Below are 16,297 nucleotides of genomic sequence, written 5' to 3'. Positions count from 1 at the left end.
CGCGCCGTGACCCTTAAGCAAGATGCCGCACCGGGCCAGATCAGCTACGCCAGCGACCCTTTGCGTCCAGTCCGCATCTGGCTCTATGGCCTGGCCGCTTTCGTGCTGCTCATCGTGGTGGTTGGTGGCATCACGCGGCTGACGGAATCGGGCCTGTCCATTACCTCCTGGAAGCCAATTTCCGGCGTCATTCCACCGCTCAACCAGGCCGAGTGGGAAGCTGAGTTTGAAGCCTACAAGCAGATCCCCCAGTACAATGTGCTCAACTCCTGGATGAGCCTGGACGATTTCAAATTCATCTTCTTCTGGGAGTGGTTCCATCGGCTGGTCGCGCGCTTCCTTGGCGTGCTCTTCATCGTGCCGTTCGTCGTGTTCCTGTTTCAGAAGCGTTTGCCGCGCGATCTCGCCTGGCCATTGTTCGGCCTGTTCATTCTCGGTGGTTTTCAGGGCGCCCTGGGCTGGTGGATGGTCTCGTCCGGTCTGACTGAACTGACTTCGGTGTCTCAATACCGTCTGGCGGCACACCTCACAGCAGCAAGCCTGCTCTTTATCGCCCTGGTCTATGTGGCGCGCTCGCTATCCCCTGGCCGTGTGCTGGGCAGGGTGACAGGCTTCCACATGGCGACGGCTATCATTCTGCTGCTGGTCGTTGTCCTCCAGATCGGGGCAGGGGCCTTCGTCGCCGGGCTCGATGCCGGCATGGGTTACCAGACGTGGCCGCTGATGGACGGTGCGATCATCCCCAATGGCCTGTTCGTCATGGATCCGGCCTGGCGGAACCTCTTTGAGAACGCATTGACGGTGCAGTTCATCCACCGAGGCTTCGCCTATCTGATCGTGGGGTATATCGGATGGCTGATCTGGCGCCGCCACAAGGATGGTGGCTTTGGCGGCGTGCACGGCTGGCTCCCCCGCATTGGCGCCATTGTCCTCTTGCAGGTGGCTCTTGGCATCGCCACCCTCTTGATGAGTGTGCCGATCGGACTGGCGGTGGGCCATCAGGCCCTTGCCTTCATGCTGGCAGGGCTCGCCGTCGCCTATATCGCTGACATGCGGCGTGTACGGTAATATAATACCGTTTAGATAAGCCATTGATCTAAAACATGAAATTATTCCCTGTTGACGCCCACGTGAATCTCCCTTAGAGACCCGCTCGAACTGGCCGGTCCATGCGTGGGCCGGTCTCTTGAATCCTAGGGAATTCGCTTATGAGCACCTACTCGGCAAAACCGAGCGAAATCGAAAAGCAGTGGGTCCTGATCGACGCCGAAGGGCTCGTCGTGGGCCGCCTGGCTTCGATCATCGCCTCGCGCCTGCGCGGCAAGCACAAGCCGACCTTCACCCCCCATATGGACATGGGTGACAACATCATCGTCATCAACGCCGACAAGGTGAAGCTGACTGGCCGCAAGCTGGACCAGCATCGCTTCTACTGGCACACCGGTTTCCCCGGCGGCATCAAGGACCGCACCGCGCGTGAGCTGCTTGAAGGCCGCTTCCCGAACCGCGTTCTTGAAAACGCCGTTCGCCGCATGATGCCCGGTGGTCCGCTGACCCGCGCCCAGCTCAAGAACCTGCGCGTCTATGCCGGCACTGAGCATCCCCATGAAGCGCAGAACCCGACCAAGCTCGACGTCGCTGCGATGAACTCCAAGAACGTCCGGGTGAAGTAATATGGCCGAAACCATCAACTCCCTCGAAGACCTCGGCACCACCGCTGCCGCTCCGGCCGCCAACACCGCGCCGGTCCATGAACAGAAGCTCGACAGCCTCGGCCGCGCCTATGCCACCGGCAAGCGCAAGAATGCCGTTGCTCGCGTCTGGATCAAGCCGGGCAAGGGCACGCTGACCATCAACGGCCGCGAATTCGCTAAGTACTTCGCCCGTCCGGTGCTGCAGCTGATCGTCAAGCAGCCGATCGTCGCTTCCGAGCGTCTCGACCAGTATGACGTCAACGTGACCGTTGCCGGTGGTGGTCTTTCCGGTCAGGCCGGTGCCGTTCGTCACGGCATCTCCAAGGCGCTCACCTACTTCGAGCCGGCTCTGCGCCCGGTGCTGAAGAAGGGTGGCTTCCTGACCCGCGACAGCCGCGTCGTTGAACGTAAGAAGTACGGTAAGGCCAAGGCCCGCCGCTCCTTCCAGTTCTCCAAGCGCTAATCGCTGGAACAAGTCGACTTTTGCGAGGGGCCGGGAAACCGGCCCTTTTGCTTTGGGAGGGACCATGTTCAGCCACGTGACAGTGGGAAGCAACGATCTGGAACGGGCAGGGCAATTCTACGACGCCGTCCTGGCTCCTCTGGGCATGCGTCGGCGCATTGTTGAGCCAGACGGCGGACCGGAGGCCCTGTGCTGGATCGGCGCTCGGCCATTTCCGCGCTTCTATGTTTACGCGCCCTTTGACCGTGAGCCTGCAAGCGCAGGCAATGGCGCCATGGTCGCTTTCATTGCACCCTCACAGGAGGCTGTCGATCTGGCACACGCCGCCGGTCTCGCCAATGAGGGAAGCGATGAAGGGGCTCCGGGCCTGCGTGAGCACTACGCGCCGGACTACTACGGTGCCTATCTGCGGGATCCGGACGGAAACAAGGTCCATATCGTGCACAGGCCCGCTCTGCTCGAATAACCATGACCAGCCTCGTTACCCGCTTCCACCTGCTGCTCTTTGGTGTGACGCTGGCAATCGCCGGTGTCACGATACTGCATGTGCCCTTCGATTATGCCTATCCCGCCCACTGGAAGGGGAGCACTGCAGATTGGCTGTGGCCGAGAAACGCCGCACTCGCCACCCCGCCAGCTCTGCAAGTCATCCTTCTCTTTGCCTTCTTCACCCTTGGGCGCTGCCTGACGAGGAACCATCTCGCCAAGACCCGCCACATCCTCGAACCGGCCCTGACGCTTCTGCTTGCAGTGGCCGCCGGCTGCGAACTTGGTCTGCTGATGAGCGGCATAGGGTCGGATTTCGACATGTTCCGCATCACGGCGCTGGGCTTGGCAGCCGCAATGCTGGTTCTCGCCGCAGTCCTTTATGATGCAGAGCGGCACTCCTATGCTGGGCTGCGCATGCCTTGGCCTATCCGTTCGGACCGGGCTTGGCGCTTGGTTCATCGCATCAGCGGCATTGCCGCCGCTGGCGCCGCTCTCATTATGAGTTGGCTTGCCTGGACCGACCCTGGGCCCGGCATTCTCGTCCTCGGCATGGGCGCCACTTTGACAGGTTTGCCTCTCCTGGCAGCGCTGGTGACCTTAGTCGCTACCCGCCTGACGTCGACGGACGATGCTGCCAACTAGCGCCACCCGACCATCAGCCTTTCCAGCCCATGGAAGTGATAGACATCGCCATAGCGCGGCGGTTCGACGATCCGCAGCTTCGGCAGGCGCTCGAACAGCACGCCCATGGCTTCCTGCAGTTCGATCCGCGCCAGCGGAGCGCCGATGCAGAAATGGATACCGGCGCCGAAGCTGACATTGGCGCCATCGGCGCGGAACGGGTCGAACTGGTCGGCATGGGCAAAGCGGGCAGGGTCACGGTTGGCCGCACCCAGCATCAGGCCGATCACATCACCCTTGCGCAGGCTTATGCCTTCAACCTCCGTGTCCATCAGCGCATAGCGCGTGAACAGGTGCAGCGGCGCATCGAAGCGCAGGCATTCCTCGACAGTCTTTTCCGCTTGCTCCGGCGTGGCGAACAGGCTCCGCGGGTCGAGGCCGCTTTCTAGGATGGACTTTACCCCATTGCCGGTTGTGTGCACCGTCGCCTCATGCCCGGCATTGAGCAGCAGGATTGCGGTTGAAATGACCTCCTCATCACTCAACACATCGCCTTGGCGATCGGCGGTCAGCATGTGCGTGAGCAAGTCTTCCCTGGGCGATTTCCGCCGTTCCGCTATCACATCGCGCAGATAGGCTGTGAAATCGGCCGCCGCCCTGTTGGCGTCAAGCTCGGTCTCGCGCGTGACATTGTACATGTACATGGTCACCATGCGGTTGGACCAGTTGAGCAATTGCGGCGCCATTTCCGCGGGCAGGCCAATCATCTCGGCGATTACGATTGCTGGTATCGGTGCGGCAAAGGCCTTGATCAGATCGACGCTGTCCTGATCCTCAAACCCGTCGATCATCTCATTGGCCAACTGCCTTATGCGTGGCCGCAATTGCTCCACCTGCCGCGACACAAACGCCCGGTTGACCAGCGTTCGCAGCCGCGTGTGGGCTGGCGCTTCCAGGTTCAGCAGCGAATATTTCTCGGTCAGGTCAAATTCCGCCACATGCGGCTTGGGCTCTGGCAGACCAATCTCTTCGCGGCTTGCCACATGCAGAATGTCCCGCCCGAACCGCTTGTCGCGTAACAGCAAGCTGACTGTTTTGAAATCGGCGAAACACCAGTGACCGTACTCTTCCCAGAAGAATGCCGGGTGGCTTGCATGCTGCCGGGCGTAGAACGCGTATGGGTTTTGGTAGAAAGTCGGGTCCTGTGGTTGAGCACTGGCGCGCAGGTGAGCGGGAACATCGGTGATCGGCTTGACTTGAAGGATGGCGGCCATGGTCTGGAGACTGTCTGTGGATTTTGATCGACTGGTCAAATCTAGACCGTTGAGAACCGCGTGCCTATGACCTCCTACCTTGCCCCCAACGAAAAAATCGCTAGGGAAGAGGGCAACGAAATCGAGGAGCCGAACTCGTGAGCGACATCACCTATACCCAGGCAGTTGAGGCCATCTACGCCTCGATCCGCAACGACAATGAGGATATCGATACCCATATTGCGGCGCTCAAATCCGCCATGGCGCGCGAGGGCCTCAAGGAGGCGACCTTCGAAACCGCCAAGCTCGCCCAGCCCAATCGCCAGGGCCGCAAGCTCATGCAGGCCTACTTCCGCAAGAAGGGGGTGGCGGTCGGCTTCAGCTGATTTGAACCAAATTGGCGGCGTTCACCTTGAAATCACAAGAATGGACCGAGAAATGCCGGGGCTATTGAAGCCTGCCTCATTGCCGCCTATCTGTGCCTTTACCGCCCGTTAAGGCGGTATCGCCTGCAATCGGCCCGTCGCGCCGATTCGATTTTCCGGCAAGCCGGTCTGCCCCTCCGAGTGCGCGTTCGGGGCAGGGGCCTGTCCAACCAACCAAGCCTGTCGTCCGGTCCGCGACCCGGGGCAAGGCCAAGGGGCAAAATATATGCGGGATCCGCACGATCTTTACATGAACACGCTCGTTCCCATGGTGGTCGAGCAGTCGAACCGTGGCGAACGCGCCTTCGACATCTACTCGCGCCTCCTGCGCGAGCGCATCATCTTTGTGACCGGCGTGGTCGAGGACAACATGGCCTCGCTCATCGTCGCCCAGCTTCTGTTTCTCGAATCAGAGAACCCGAAGAAGGAAATCGCCATGTACATCAACTCGCCCGGTGGCGTGGTGACGGCTGGCCTTTCCATTTACGACACCATGCAGTTCATTCGTCCGTCCGTTGCGACCATGGTCATGGGCCAGGCCGCATCCATGGGCTCGCTGCTGCTTGCAGCTGGTGAAGCCGGCATGCGCTCCAGCCTGCCCAATTCCCGCGTCATGGTCCACCAGCCGTCCGGCGGCTTCCAGGGTCAGGTCACCGACATCCTCATTCATGCCAGGGAAGTCGAGGGTTTGAAGCGTCGCCTTAATCAGATCTATGAAAAGCACACCGGCCGGTCCTACGAAGAGATCGAGAACGCTCTGGAGCGTGATCGCTTCCTCTCGCCGGAAGAAGCCAAGGCCTTTGGTCTGATCGACAACGTGATGGAAAAGCGCGCGGCGCCTGAGGCATCCGCCTGACTTGGTCCGCGTTAAGCACAATGCTGATGCGCCGTGGACTGTGATCCAAGCGCAATTGCACCGAGCCGGAACGGCCTTTAAGGTTGTTTCGGCTTAGACTTTCTTTATGCCTTGAGCGTTAGCCTGTCTGTTAACGCTTGAATTTGGGGGCGCTCAGCCCCCGGGAGTGACTGGATGTCCAAAGAGACGACGAACGGCGAAACCTCCAAGAACACGCTTTACTGCTCGTTCTGCGGCAAGTCGCAGCACGAAGTACGCAAGCTGATCGCCGGTCCGACAGTCTTCATCTGCGATGAATGCGTCGAACTGTGCATGGACATCATCCGCGAAGAGAACAAGACCTCCATGGTCAAGTCCTCCGAGGGCGTGCCCACCCCTGCAGAGATTTGCAAGGTGCTGGACGATTACGTCATCGGCCAGTTCCGTGCCAAGCGCGTGCTCTCCGTGGCTGTCCACAACCACTATAAGCGCCTGCACCATGCCCAGAAAAATCAGGATGTTGAACTGTCAAAGTCCAACATCATGCTGATCGGCCCCACCGGCTCGGGCAAGACGCTTCTGGCGCAGACCATGGCTCGAATTCTGGATGTGCCCTTTACCATGGCTGACGCCACCACGCTGACCGAAGCCGGGTATGTCGGCGAGGACGTGGAAAACATCATTCTCAAGCTGCTGCAGTCTGCCGACTACAATGTCGAGAAGGCCCAGCGCGGCATCGTCTATATCGACGAGGTCGACAAGATTTCCCGCAAGTCGGACAACCCCTCGATCACCCGTGACGTTTCGGGCGAGGGTGTGCAGCAGGCCCTGCTCAAGATCATGGAAGGCACCGTTGCCTCCGTGCCTCCGCAGGGCGGTCGCAAGCACCCGCAGCAGGAATTCCTGCAGGTGGATACGACCAATATCCTGTTCATCTGCGGCGGCGCCTTTGCGGGCCTCGAGAAGATCATTTCGGCGCGTGGCGAGGGTTCGGGCATCGGCTTTGCCGCCACCGTCAAGGATCCGAACGATCGTCGCGTTGGTGAAATGTTGGCCGAGGTGGAGCCCGAGGATTTGGTCAAGTTCGGCCTCATCCCCGAATTCATCGGTCGCCTGCCGGTCCTGGCAACGCTGGAAGATCTCGATGTGCCTGCGCTCATCGAAATTCTCACCGCGCCCAAGAACGCCCTGGTTCGTCAGTATCAGCGCCTGTTCCAGATGGAAGAGATCGAACTCACCTTCCACGAGGATGCCCTCAAGGCCATCGCCGAGAAGGCCATCGAGCGCAAGACCGGTGCCCGCGGCCTCCGCTCGATCATGGAAGGCATCCTGCTCGACACCATGTATGACCTCCCCTCGCTCGAAGGCGTCGAGGAAGTCGTCATCAGCGAAGATGTGGTCAAGGGCAAAGATGTGCGTCCGCTCTACATCTATTCCGAGCGCAAAAAGGACGAGGCGCCGGCAACGGCCTGATCCGACGTCCATTGAATACAAAAGCGCCGGGCCTCAAGCCCGGCGTTTTTGTTTGAATACCTGCGATCCCCGAAGACCTCATGGAGAGGCGCACGAAGTGCCTCGAACCACGAGGTCGTGGCGCGTCAGGCCACCCGCATTCCCATCTCCACGCCGCCCAAAAGGGCTCCATAGAGATTTTTGGGATCGTCGAGATCAGGCACGAGGTCGAGCCGCTTGCCGCGGCCTTCCATCAAGTCATGCACCAGCCGCAGCGCCGAAAAGTCTTCGATTGCGAAACCGACCGAGTCGAAGACCGTGACAGCACCAGCATTGGTTCGCCCGGCCTTGCGCCCGGTCTCGACCTCCCAAAGCTCGGTCACTCCAAACTCGGCGCCCATCTGCTGAATTTCGCCTTCGATCCGGGTCTGCGGCGCGAACTCCACAAACACCTCTGCACTGTCCAGCACATCGCGATTGAGCTCGGTCTTGCCAGGGCAGTCCCCGCCAATGGCATTGATGTGAACGCCCGGCTTGAGCATGTCTCGTGAAATGATCGCCTGCCGCCCCTTCACTGCCGTGCAGACCGTAACGATATCCGCGTCGGAGACCGCTTCGGCCGCCGATGAAGCGGCCCGCATAGCCACGCCAAATGCGGCTGCGTTGCCCATATATTTCTCCACCGCCGCCGGATCGGGGTCGAACACCACGATCTCGCGAATGCCAAGCAATTCCTGGAAAGCCAGGGTCTGGAATTCCGACTGTGCGCCCGCGCCGATCAGCGCCATGACGCGACTCTCCGACCGAGCCAGCAATTTGGCCGCATATGCCGATGTGGCTGCCGTCCGCAGCGCCGTCAGCAGCGTCATCTCGCTGATCAGTAGCGGATAGCCTGTGGCGACGTCCGACAGCACGCCGAAGGCGGTGACCGTCAGCTTGCCCTGTTTCGGATTGCCCGGATGCCCATTCACATATTTGAAGCTGTAAAGCGATCCGTCGCTGGTCGGCATCAGTTCGATCACCCCGATGGGCGAATGACTGGCCACGCGCGGCACCTTGTCGAACGTCTCCCACCGAGAAAAGTCTTCAGCTAGGTAATCCACCAGCCGCCTCAGGAAGCGGCGGGGCCCCATCGTGCCGACCAGTTGGCCAAGTTCTTTGACGCCGATGTACTGGGTCATTTCTTCCCTCCTATCCATTGTTCATCTGGGAAGCCAGGGGCTCCCTCAGGACCCGCCGCGGCATGATCTGCCGGCCGAACAGGCTCGCCACCAGGTCCACCAGCAGCCGTGCACTCATCCCCGCCTGGTCCAGCATCGGGTTGAGCTCGACCACATCGAGCGATCCGAGCAGCCCGCTGTCATGGATCATTTCCATGGCCAGATGTGCCTCTCGAAAGGTCAGGCCGCCCGCGACAGGCGTACCAGCGCCCGGCGCGATAGCCGGGTCGATCGCATCCACATCGAGGCTGACATGCAAATGCCCGCCAGCCGCTTCGACCCCGCCCAGCACCTCACGCATGAGCGCCACGGTGCCGCTTTCGTCGATCTGCCTCATGTCTATGACGTTGACCCCACGCCGCTCCAGCAGGTCCCGCTCTGGCCGGTCAATGTCCCGCGCGGCAAAGATCGTCACATTGTGTGGGTCGATATGTCCGCGCCAGCCACCGTCATACTGGCTCCCGAAGTCGGGCTCCCCGCAGGCATGGGCCAACGGCATGCCGTGAATGTTACCGGTCTCGGAGGTCGCGGGGGTGTTGAAATCACCGTGTGCGTCGATCCAGAGCACATGCACTGGCTTGCCGTGAGTTGCACCATGGCGGGCCACGCCGCTGAGGGTGCCCATGGCAACGGAATGATCGCCGCCAAGGAAGACCGGCAGATGACCCGCAGTCAGGCTGGCATAGGCCGCCTCGCTGCCAGCCTTGGCCATGGCCAGAACTTCGGCTTCGCGTGCTTCAGAGAGACGCCACGGCATTGCCGTATTGCCCCGTAGCGGTCGCGGCAGATCGCCCATATCTGTCACGATGTGGCCAAGCGCGGCGACGGCCTCCCCGATTCCGGCGATCCTCAAGGCCTCCGGCCCCATGCCACAGCCTCTGCATGATGCGCCGGCATCGGTTGGGATACCGATCAGATCAATTCTGAGCGTGTTCTGGTTCATGCCTCTGAGGTCTCCAAACAGATTGAGGCCCCAGTCTGCGCGCCTGGCGTGGTGACGAATAGACGGAATTATGCTAAATCTGTCCAGCAAGTTGATCATAGTGATAAGTAAAGCTGGACATTATGATACTGGACGATCTCGACCATCGCTTGATCGCGCTCTTGCGCAGCAACGCCCGCCTGCCCATTGCGACTCTAGCGGCTCATCTCGGTGTTTCACGCGCCACTGCCAAGGCAAGGTTGGACCGCCTTGTCGAAAATGGCGCCATCGCCGGTTTCACAGTGGTCACCGCGGCCGCCCAGAGCCATGGCGTCCGTGCTATCACCATGATTGAGGTTGAGACCAAGCGAGAAGACGCGGTTCTCAAGCGTTTGATGGGAATCCCCGAGTTGCGCCAACTCCACACGACCAACGGCCGCTGGGACTATGTCGCCGAGCTTGAGGCTGCTGACGTTGCCGCTTTTGACGACCTGCTTCGCACCATCCGCCAGATCGATGGCATCGGCGCAACCGATACCTCCATTCTGCTCAAGGCACGCAAGGGCGGCGTATGAGCCACACTCATTTCGGGGGTAAGGCACAGCCGTGTTTCCGGCTTTGTCACATATCTCCTGTGCGTAGCGGGCCTAACGTTCACAAAACCGCAAAGCTTGACTTGCGGGCAGGGCAGTCCACCCTATTTATTAACCTGAATCGCCCAGCCTTTCGGGATTGGGCAGTCGCAATACGGGCGCGCTATCAATTCCTCCCTCCGGCGCGCCCCGGAAAGGAAATGTGATGTCGGAAGTTACCTCCACCGGCGAAACAAGCCGGGATCGGGTTTACCCGGTCCTACCTCTGCGCGACATCGTCGTCTTCCCCGGAATGATCGTGCCGCTTTTTGTGGGCCGCGAGAAGTCGGTCAAGGCGCTTGAAGAAGTGATGCGCGACGACAAGCACATCCTGGTCGTGACGCAGAAAAATGCGCAGGATGATGATCCTGCGCCAGACCAGATCTATCCCACGGGCACGATCGCGACGGTCCTGCAACTGCTCAAGTTGCCGGACGGGACGGTCAAGGTTCTTGTGGAAGGGCTCAATCGCGCCACCATCGACAACTACCTCCAGACCGAGGAATATTTTGAGGCCGAAGCATCGGTGCTCCCCGAACCCGAGGAAGATGCGACCGAAGTCGAGGCGCTCGCCCGCTCGGCCCAGTCTGAGTTCGAAAACTATGTCAAGCTCAACAAGAAGATCTCGGCCGAGGTCGTCGCTGCCGTTGGGCAGATCGAGAACGCCAGCAAGCTGGCCGATACAATCGCCAGCCACCTCGTCATCAAGATTCCCGAAAAGGAAGAGCTGCTCGAAACCGTCTCGATCATCGAGCGGCTTCAAAAGGTCATCGGCCTCATGGAAGGCGAGATCGGCGTTCTGCAGGTGGAAAAGCGCATCCGCTCCCGCGTCAAGCGGCAGATGGAAAAAACTCAGCGGGAATACTACCTCAACGAGCAGATGAAGGCGATCCAGCGTGAGCTGGGCGATGGCGAGGACGGGGCCAACGAGGTCACTGAACTCGAAGAACGCGTCGCCAAAACCAAGCTCTCCAAGGAAGCCCGTGCCAAGGCCGAAGGCGAGATCAAGAAGCTCAAGGGCATGAGCCCGATGTCGGCCGAGGCTACAGTCGTCCGTAACTATCTTGATACGCTTCTGGGCTTGCCCTGGGGCAAGAAGTCAAAGGTCAAGCGCGACCTTGCTCTCGCCGAGAAGGTTCTGGACGCCGACCACTATGGCCTTGAGAAGGTCAAGGAACGCATCCTTGAATATCTGGCGGTGCAGGCGCGTACCGGCACGCTCAAGGGCCCGATCCTCTGCCTCGTCGGTCCTCCGGGTGTCGGCAAGACCTCGCTGGGCAAGTCGATCGCCAAGGCGACGGGCCGTGAGTTTGTGCGCATGGCTTTGGGCGGCGTCCGTGACGAGGCCGAGATCCGTGGCCACCGCCGCACCTATATCGGCTCCATGCCCGGCAAGATCATCCAGTCGCTCAAGAAGGTGGGCAAGAACAACCCGCTCTTCCTGCTCGACGAGATCGACAAGATGGGTCAGGACTTCCGCGGCGATCCGTCATCAGCCCTGCTCGAGGTGCTCGATCCGGAGCAGAACAACACCTTCGCCGATCACTATCTGGAGGTCGATTTCGACCTTTCGGACGTGATGTTCGTCACCACCTCGAATACGCTCAACATCCCCGGCCCGCTGATGGACCGCATGGAGATCATCCGCCTCTCCGGCTACACCGAGGAAGAGAAGCACGCCATTGCCAAGCAGCACCTCATCCCGGAAACCGCCAAGGAGAACGGCTTGGCCCACGGCGAGTTCGTGCTTTCCGACGAGATGCTGATGAAGACTATTCGCGGCTATACCCGCGAGGCCGGCGTACGCAATCTCAAGCGCGAAATCTCCAAGCTCATGCGCAAGGCCGTCACCGATATTGTCCGTACCAAGGTCAAGTCGATCGAGATCACCGAGGAGAAGCTGGCCGAATACCTTGGCCCCATGATCTTCAAGCATGGTGAAATCGAAGCCGAGGCCCAGGTCGGGCTGGTCACCGGTCTTGCCTGGACCTCGGTTGGCGGCGAAATGCTCACCATCGAAGGGGTGATGACGCCGGGCAAGGGCCGCATGTCGGTCACCGGCAACATCAAGGAAGTGATGAAGGAATCGCTGACTGCCGCCCAAGCCTACGTGAAGTCCCGCTGTATCGACTTCGGCATTAAGCCCCCCATGTTCGATACGCGTGATATCCACGTCCACCTGCCCGAAGGCGCCACCCCCAAGGATGGTCCCTCGGCTGGTATTGGGCTGGCAACCGCTATCGTTTCGGTGATGACCGGCATTCCGGTCCGCAACGATGTCGCCATGACCGGCGAGATCACGCTGCGGGGCAGGGTGCTGCCCATCGGGGGGCTTAAGGAAAAGCTCCTGGCTGCTCTGCGCGGCGGCATCAAGACGGTGCTCATCCCCGAGGAGAACGTCCGCGATCTCCAGGAGATTCCGGATATCGTCAAGGAAGGCATGGAGATCGTCCCTGTCTCGCGCATGGACCAGGTCATCGAGCGCGCTTTGGTCCGCAAGCCCGAACCGATCGAATGGGATTTCGACGCTGAACCGGCCGTGCCGGCCAAGGTTGATCCGGCGGACGATGCGGGTGCCAATGTGACGCACTGACGTCCAGCACACATGCATTGAGGATGGCGGCTCTCGGGCCGCCATTTTCTATGCTGCGGTCACTTTGCGCGGAATGAACAGGTGCTCCACGCCGATTCCGGCTGGCACATACTTGCCTCGATGCACCCAGAAGTCCTCGCCGCAAGCAGCCCGTGCCATGTCTACCATGGCGTGCATTTGTGTGGCGTCGCGAGACGTCATCTCTACCCAGACGAAACCGCGGTCAGTTACCGGGTCGCGCGTAAACCGTACGCCGATCCCCTGGCCGGGCATCAGTTGCATTTCCGGCAGGTGGCGCCGCAATTTGGCGATGAAGTCTGTCGCATGCGTGTCGGGCACACACACTTCCATATTCCTCACCCGACGCCGCGTGTCCCGAAAGAATTTGCCCAGTAGCTGTTTGGCGGGTACGCCAGTCCAGGGTGCAAGTACACGTTCCGACGGCCCCACGATACGCTGTCGCCCCCGCATCCGCAGGTTCAACAGCAGTTTCTGGATCCAGTGTGGGGAGCCACGCATCGGAGGAAAGGGGCGCCGGTCTCCGGGCTCGGGACCATCCACTGGATTGACGTTGTAGACCATCAACTCGTGACTGCGTGGATACCAGTGCACGGTCGTGCTGAAGTTGTTCCGATACTCGCCGGCGACGTAGTCCTCCAGCCGGCTCTCCTTCTGCCATTCAATGGCGTTGGCCAGCAGCCGGCTCGGACGGCAGCGAAACGTCACCTCGGTGACCACTATTCCGCCATCGCCCCGCAACCCGTCCCATACGGCATCGTCTCGCTCTGACAGTTTCTCTTCGCCGCTCTCATCCACGTAGCGGATTGAGGAAATGAGGTCATAGATGGAGATATGTTCAGTGCTGCTGCCATGCACTTCAGCAAAGAAGCAGGCCCCGGCCGAAATATCGACGAACTCGGGGAGTGTGGCAAAGGTCAGTCCTCGCGGCACCAGATAGTCAAGTATGGCACGCAAAGTCGTTCCTGCCTTGACCGTGAGCGCGTTGTCCACGAGACCGACAATGCCGGCATAGTGCTCCATCACAAGCTGATCGGTTTGCCTGCGGTCGTTGAACCAGAGAAAATAACCGCGCCCTATGGCGTGATAGGGTTTGCCACTCCGCACAGTATCTCGAATGATGTCCAGGCTGCGTGCGTCGACAATTCGGGCTGGTGGTTCAAAAAAGTCTGCCAGTGATCGCCCGGTTCTGACGCCGCTGAGCTGCCTCACCTTGTCAGAAGTGACCTGGACGTCATGTGCCAGAAACCACAAGGTTGAAGGAATGAAACGCGTCGTCATGCGCGAAAGCCATGCTGGCATGGTCACCAGAGATTTGCCGGCCAGACTGGCGGCATACCGAAAGTAGTCTTCAGACCGAACATCCAGATCACCGAGATTGACCACTTCATTGACCACGCCGCGCTCAATCAACGCATAAAGCTGATCCGCCAGGTCGGCGACGTGAATGAGGTTTATGGTTCGCCCCGCTAGTCCGATCGGTACCAGACGCATGGCATCCACAATCCCACTGGACCACGCCATGCCTGGACCCATCACCATAGTGGGTCTCACAATGAGATAGTTGACCCCTTTGGCCCGACAGGCCTCGATCACTCGGGCTTCCTCAGCCAGTTTCAATCTCGTGTAGGCGTCGAGGCGGCTGGCCTCCGAAAGGGCCGCGTCTTCGGATTGTATGGCACACTGGCGCGCGTCGAGAGCGGCGTACACGACCTGCGAACTGAAATAGACGAAGAGCTTGCACCGCTCAGGAGAGAGCAGGGACAGCAATTTCTCCGTGGTGGCCTGATTGGCCGGAATGAACTGACGGCCACGCGCCCGGCTATTGAGGGCCGCATGCACGATCACCTCCGCCGCGCCTACGGCATTTGCCAATGCTTTCTCGTCGGTGAATCGAACGGGCGTAATGCCTTTTGGCCATCCTGCGGGTGGGCGTCGATAGACCGCAGCAACCTCGTGCTGGCGCGAGAACTTGGCGACCAGGTGCTGACCAATGCCCCCTCCCGCGCCGATGAGGCAGATCCGCATCGGTTGCGAGGCCGTGGGCTTAGGCCCTGGCATGGATGAGGTGTCGATGTGCTCGCGCCGGTTCACCCGGTTACCGGATAGCGCCGCGCGCCGGCTTCGGCGGCTTCTATGGTCGTCTCTATGAAGCGCACTGCGGTCTCGAGACCCTTTTCTTCCGAGAGGGCCTTGCCGATGGTCGCCGCGTTGGCTGCCATGGCCTTGTTGTTGGTCAGCTCGTGGAGCGCCCTCGCCAGGATTTCCGGCGTAATGGCTCTCAGGCGAACCGGAGCAGGACCACACCCTAGTGCTCTGACACGGCGACCCCAATAGCGTTGGTCATATGCCTGCGGAACAGTGAACGTGGGTTTGCCGGCACGCAGTCCGGCCGCAGTTGTACCCGCCCCGCCGTGATGCACGACCGCCGAAACAAGCTGGAAAAGCTTGTCGTGCGGTGCCTCTGCCACGGCAAACACAGTGTTCGGAAGATCAGCGGGGTTGATGCCCCCCCATCCTCGCGCCACGATGGCGCGTCCGCCCCACTGCTCAAGGGCAGAGCGCAGAAGCTGCGTATTACGCTCGGCGCCAAAAGGCATTGAGCCGAAACCAATGTAAACAGGCGGCTCGCCCGCATCCAGGAAGGTCTGCAACTCCGGAGACGGGGTCCAGCCGCTATTGTCGTCCAGGAACCAGAAACCCGTCACCACAGCAGTTTGGGGCCAGTCCCGCGGGCGCGGTGAAACGATTGCCGAGAAGTTGTAGAGCGTCGGGATATTGTTGCCGTTGCTGTCCTTGAACAGCCCGCCGCGCTTGCGCGGACCAAGTCCCATCAACTGCTTGCGGACCCGGTCGCGCGGCATGTCGTAATAGGCCTGCTGCAGGTTCATCGCGATATAGCTGAGCTTATTGAAGGTTGGCCCCAGATCGGGCACCTCATAAGCACAAATGGGAAATTCCCGCGTCGGGTTGAGCGGCTGCATGGCCGTCATGATGACCGGAATGTCCAGCGCTTCGGCGATATCGATGCCGAAACTGGTATTGATGTTGATCACAATCGCATCCGCGCCCTGTGACATCGCCCAGGCATTTCGCGCCGCCCGTTCCACCAGAGCCTGCCCCTCCCGCAACAGGGCGGGAAAGTGATGCAGCTTCATCTGGCTGATGGCATTGTCAAATCGGGATTCCTGCAGCCAGTCTTGGATCTTGGTGCCGAGGCTATGGAACTCCACTCCATGCGAAGTCACCAACTCCTCGAAGTCCGCATTGGTGCCGAGCACCACGTCGTGCCCATCGTCCTGAAGTGCCTTGGCCAGCGCCAGGTACGGCCGAACGTCTCCCGAAGTGCCGATTGTTGCGATTGCGACGCGTTTTCTCATGCACCCATCCGAACAGCCCGGCCACGCCTTGGCCGACATGCTGATTACATGTAAAGGCCCTTCGGCATTTACAAGGCTGGTTTCAGACCATATTAAGACGTCAACCACGTTGGGGTGGTATCAGAAGATATTTCTGAAGGGCAAGAGACATGGCGTCCCCGTTCACTGTTGCATGGTTTGGAGCTTCGCTCGCCGGCAATCCGGTGGCGGCCCTTTGCGCGGCAGCCGCAAGCGCCCGATAGCTCTTCCCACGGGGCCGCAATGGGCCGGGAAGAGCCGAATAGATTTGTCTCCGGCCTG

Annotated in this window: 15 protein-coding genes; 10 read left to right on the top strand and 5 right to left on the bottom strand. The window is 60.3% G+C overall.

The features are described from left to right. Positions 1-6 precede the first annotated feature (6 nt). The 5 genes from ACE4RL_RS13660 to ACE4RL_RS13640 all read left to right on the top strand — a co-directional run bounded on the left by ACE4RL_RS13660 (position 7) and on the right by ACE4RL_RS13640 (position 3,288). Positions 7-1,068, top strand: a complete 1,062-nt coding sequence (locus ACE4RL_RS13660) for a COX15/CtaA family protein (RefSeq protein ID WP_375597666.1) — start codon at positions 7-9, stop codon at positions 1,066-1,068. A gap of 140 nt (positions 1,069-1,208) precedes the next feature. Continuing rightward, complete coding sequence (rplM, locus tag ACE4RL_RS13655) at positions 1,209-1,673, top strand: 50S ribosomal protein L13 (protein ID WP_338723382.1); 465 nt, start codon at positions 1,209-1,211, stop codon at positions 1,671-1,673. A gap of 1 nt (position 1,674) precedes the next feature. After that, complete coding sequence (gene rpsI, locus ACE4RL_RS13650; protein WP_375597665.1) at positions 1,675-2,157, top strand: 30S ribosomal protein S9; 483 nt, start codon at positions 1,675-1,677, stop codon at positions 2,155-2,157. Between the two features lie 64 nt (positions 2,158-2,221). Continuing rightward, entirely contained in the window at positions 2,222-2,623 is a 402-nt protein-coding gene (locus ACE4RL_RS13645; RefSeq protein ID WP_375597664.1) for a VOC family protein, read from the top strand. A gap of 2 nt (positions 2,624-2,625) precedes the next feature. Continuing rightward, entirely contained in the window at positions 2,626-3,288 is a 663-nt protein-coding gene (locus ACE4RL_RS13640; protein ID WP_375597663.1) for an SdpI family protein, read from the top strand. Here ACE4RL_RS13640 and ACE4RL_RS13635 read toward each other — a convergent pair. Further along, positions 3,285-4,541, bottom strand: coding sequence for a cytochrome P450 (locus ACE4RL_RS13635; RefSeq protein WP_375597662.1), 1,257 nt, complete (start codon positions 4,539-4,541; stop codon positions 3,285-3,287). The two genes, ACE4RL_RS13640 and ACE4RL_RS13635, sit on opposite strands and share 4 nt — an antisense overlap. 137 nt (positions 4,542-4,678) lie before the next feature. Between ACE4RL_RS13635 and ACE4RL_RS13630 the strand changes: the two genes are divergently transcribed. From ACE4RL_RS13630 to clpX, 3 genes are all read left to right on the top strand, one after another. Then, a complete protein-coding gene (locus ACE4RL_RS13630; protein WP_375597661.1) occupies positions 4,679-4,906 on the top strand; it encodes a hypothetical protein in 228 nt (75 codons plus the stop codon). Positions 4,907-5,171: 265 nt separating this feature from the next. Then, positions 5,172-5,801 (top strand): ATP-dependent Clp protease proteolytic subunit, encoded by a 630-nt coding sequence (locus ACE4RL_RS13625; protein ID WP_375597660.1) that lies wholly within the window; start codon positions 5,172-5,174, stop codon positions 5,799-5,801. A gap of 174 nt (positions 5,802-5,975) precedes the next feature. Continuing rightward, positions 5,976-7,253, top strand: coding sequence for an ATP-dependent Clp protease ATP-binding subunit ClpX (clpX, locus tag ACE4RL_RS13620; RefSeq protein ID WP_375597659.1), 1,278 nt, complete (start codon positions 5,976-5,978; stop codon positions 7,251-7,253). A 125-nt stretch (positions 7,254-7,378) separates the two neighbouring features. Here clpX and ACE4RL_RS13615 read toward each other — a convergent pair whose 3' ends face one another. Beyond that, a complete protein-coding gene (locus tag ACE4RL_RS13615; RefSeq protein ID WP_375597658.1) occupies positions 7,379-8,413 on the bottom strand; it encodes an ornithine cyclodeaminase in 1,035 nt (344 codons plus the stop codon). A 10-nt stretch (positions 8,414-8,423) separates the two neighbouring features. Beyond that, positions 8,424-9,395: an arginase gene (rocF, locus tag ACE4RL_RS13610; protein WP_375597657.1), complete on the bottom strand. Its 972-nt coding sequence runs from the start codon at positions 9,393-9,395 to the stop codon at positions 8,424-8,426. A 128-nt stretch (positions 9,396-9,523) separates the two neighbouring features. Here rocF and ACE4RL_RS13605 point away from each other — a divergent pair, with 128 nt between their 5' ends. Next, positions 9,524-9,949, top strand: a complete 426-nt coding sequence (locus ACE4RL_RS13605) for an Lrp/AsnC family transcriptional regulator (RefSeq protein WP_375600285.1) — start codon at positions 9,524-9,526, stop codon at positions 9,947-9,949. Positions 9,950-10,172: 223 nt separating this feature from the next. Then, a complete protein-coding gene (lon, locus tag ACE4RL_RS13600; protein WP_375597656.1) occupies positions 10,173-12,599 on the top strand; it encodes an endopeptidase La in 2,427 nt (808 codons plus the stop codon). 48 nt (positions 12,600-12,647) lie between these two features. Here lon and ACE4RL_RS13595 read toward each other — a convergent pair whose 3' ends face one another. Then, the gene (locus ACE4RL_RS13595) at positions 12,648-14,711 is read right to left on the bottom strand and encodes an NAD-dependent epimerase/dehydratase family protein (protein ID WP_375597655.1); all 2,064 of its coding nucleotides are present in this window, start codon (positions 14,709-14,711) and stop codon (positions 12,648-12,650) included. Beyond that, a complete protein-coding gene (locus ACE4RL_RS13590) occupies positions 14,708-15,997 on the bottom strand; it encodes a glycosyltransferase (protein WP_375597654.1) in 1,290 nt (429 codons plus the stop codon). Before ACE4RL_RS13590 ends, ACE4RL_RS13595 begins: the two co-directional genes overlap by 4 nt. Positions 15,998-16,297: the final 300 nt, after the last annotated feature.

It is taken from the genome of Devosia polycyclovorans (genome assembly GCF_042181575.1).
Classification (GTDB): domain Bacteria; phylum Pseudomonadota; class Alphaproteobacteria; order Rhizobiales; family Devosiaceae; genus Devosia; species Devosia polycyclovorans.
The sequence above is the reverse complement of the archived record's forward strand: the minus strand, read 5'-3'. Positions and strand labels throughout refer to the sequence as shown.

What these genes read in the sequence shown, in the direction of transcription:
- ACE4RL_RS13635 (WP_375597662.1), bottom strand. Translation starts at nt 4,541, where the DNA reads ATGGCCGCCATCCTTCAAGTCAAGCCGATCACCGATGTTCCCGCTCAC.
- ACE4RL_RS13590 (WP_375597654.1), bottom strand. Translation starts at nt 15,997, where the DNA reads ATGAGAAAACGCGTCGCAATCGCAACAATCGGCACTTCGGGAGACGTT.
- rpsI (WP_375597665.1), top strand. Translation starts at nt 1,675, where the DNA reads ATGGCCGAAACCATCAACTCCCTCGAAGACCTCGGCACCACCGCTGCC.
- ACE4RL_RS13625 (WP_375597660.1), top strand. Translation starts at nt 5,172, where the DNA reads ATGCGGGATCCGCACGATCTTTACATGAACACGCTCGTTCCCATGGTG.
- clpX (WP_375597659.1), top strand. Translation starts at nt 5,976, where the DNA reads ATGTCCAAAGAGACGACGAACGGCGAAACCTCCAAGAACACGCTTTAC.
- ACE4RL_RS13640 (WP_375597663.1), top strand. Translation starts at nt 2,626, where the DNA reads ATGACCAGCCTCGTTACCCGCTTCCACCTGCTGCTCTTTGGTGTGACG.
- lon (WP_375597656.1), top strand. Translation starts at nt 10,173, where the DNA reads ATGTCGGAAGTTACCTCCACCGGCGAAACAAGCCGGGATCGGGTTTAC.
- rocF (WP_375597657.1), bottom strand. Translation starts at nt 9,395, where the DNA reads ATGAACCAGAACACGCTCAGAATTGATCTGATCGGTATCCCAACCGAT.
- rplM (WP_338723382.1), top strand. Translation starts at nt 1,209, where the DNA reads ATGAGCACCTACTCGGCAAAACCGAGCGAAATCGAAAAGCAGTGGGTC.
- ACE4RL_RS13615 (WP_375597658.1), bottom strand. Translation starts at nt 8,413, where the DNA reads ATGACCCAGTACATCGGCGTCAAAGAACTTGGCCAACTGGTCGGCACG.
- ACE4RL_RS13645 (WP_375597664.1), top strand. Translation starts at nt 2,222, where the DNA reads ATGTTCAGCCACGTGACAGTGGGAAGCAACGATCTGGAACGGGCAGGG.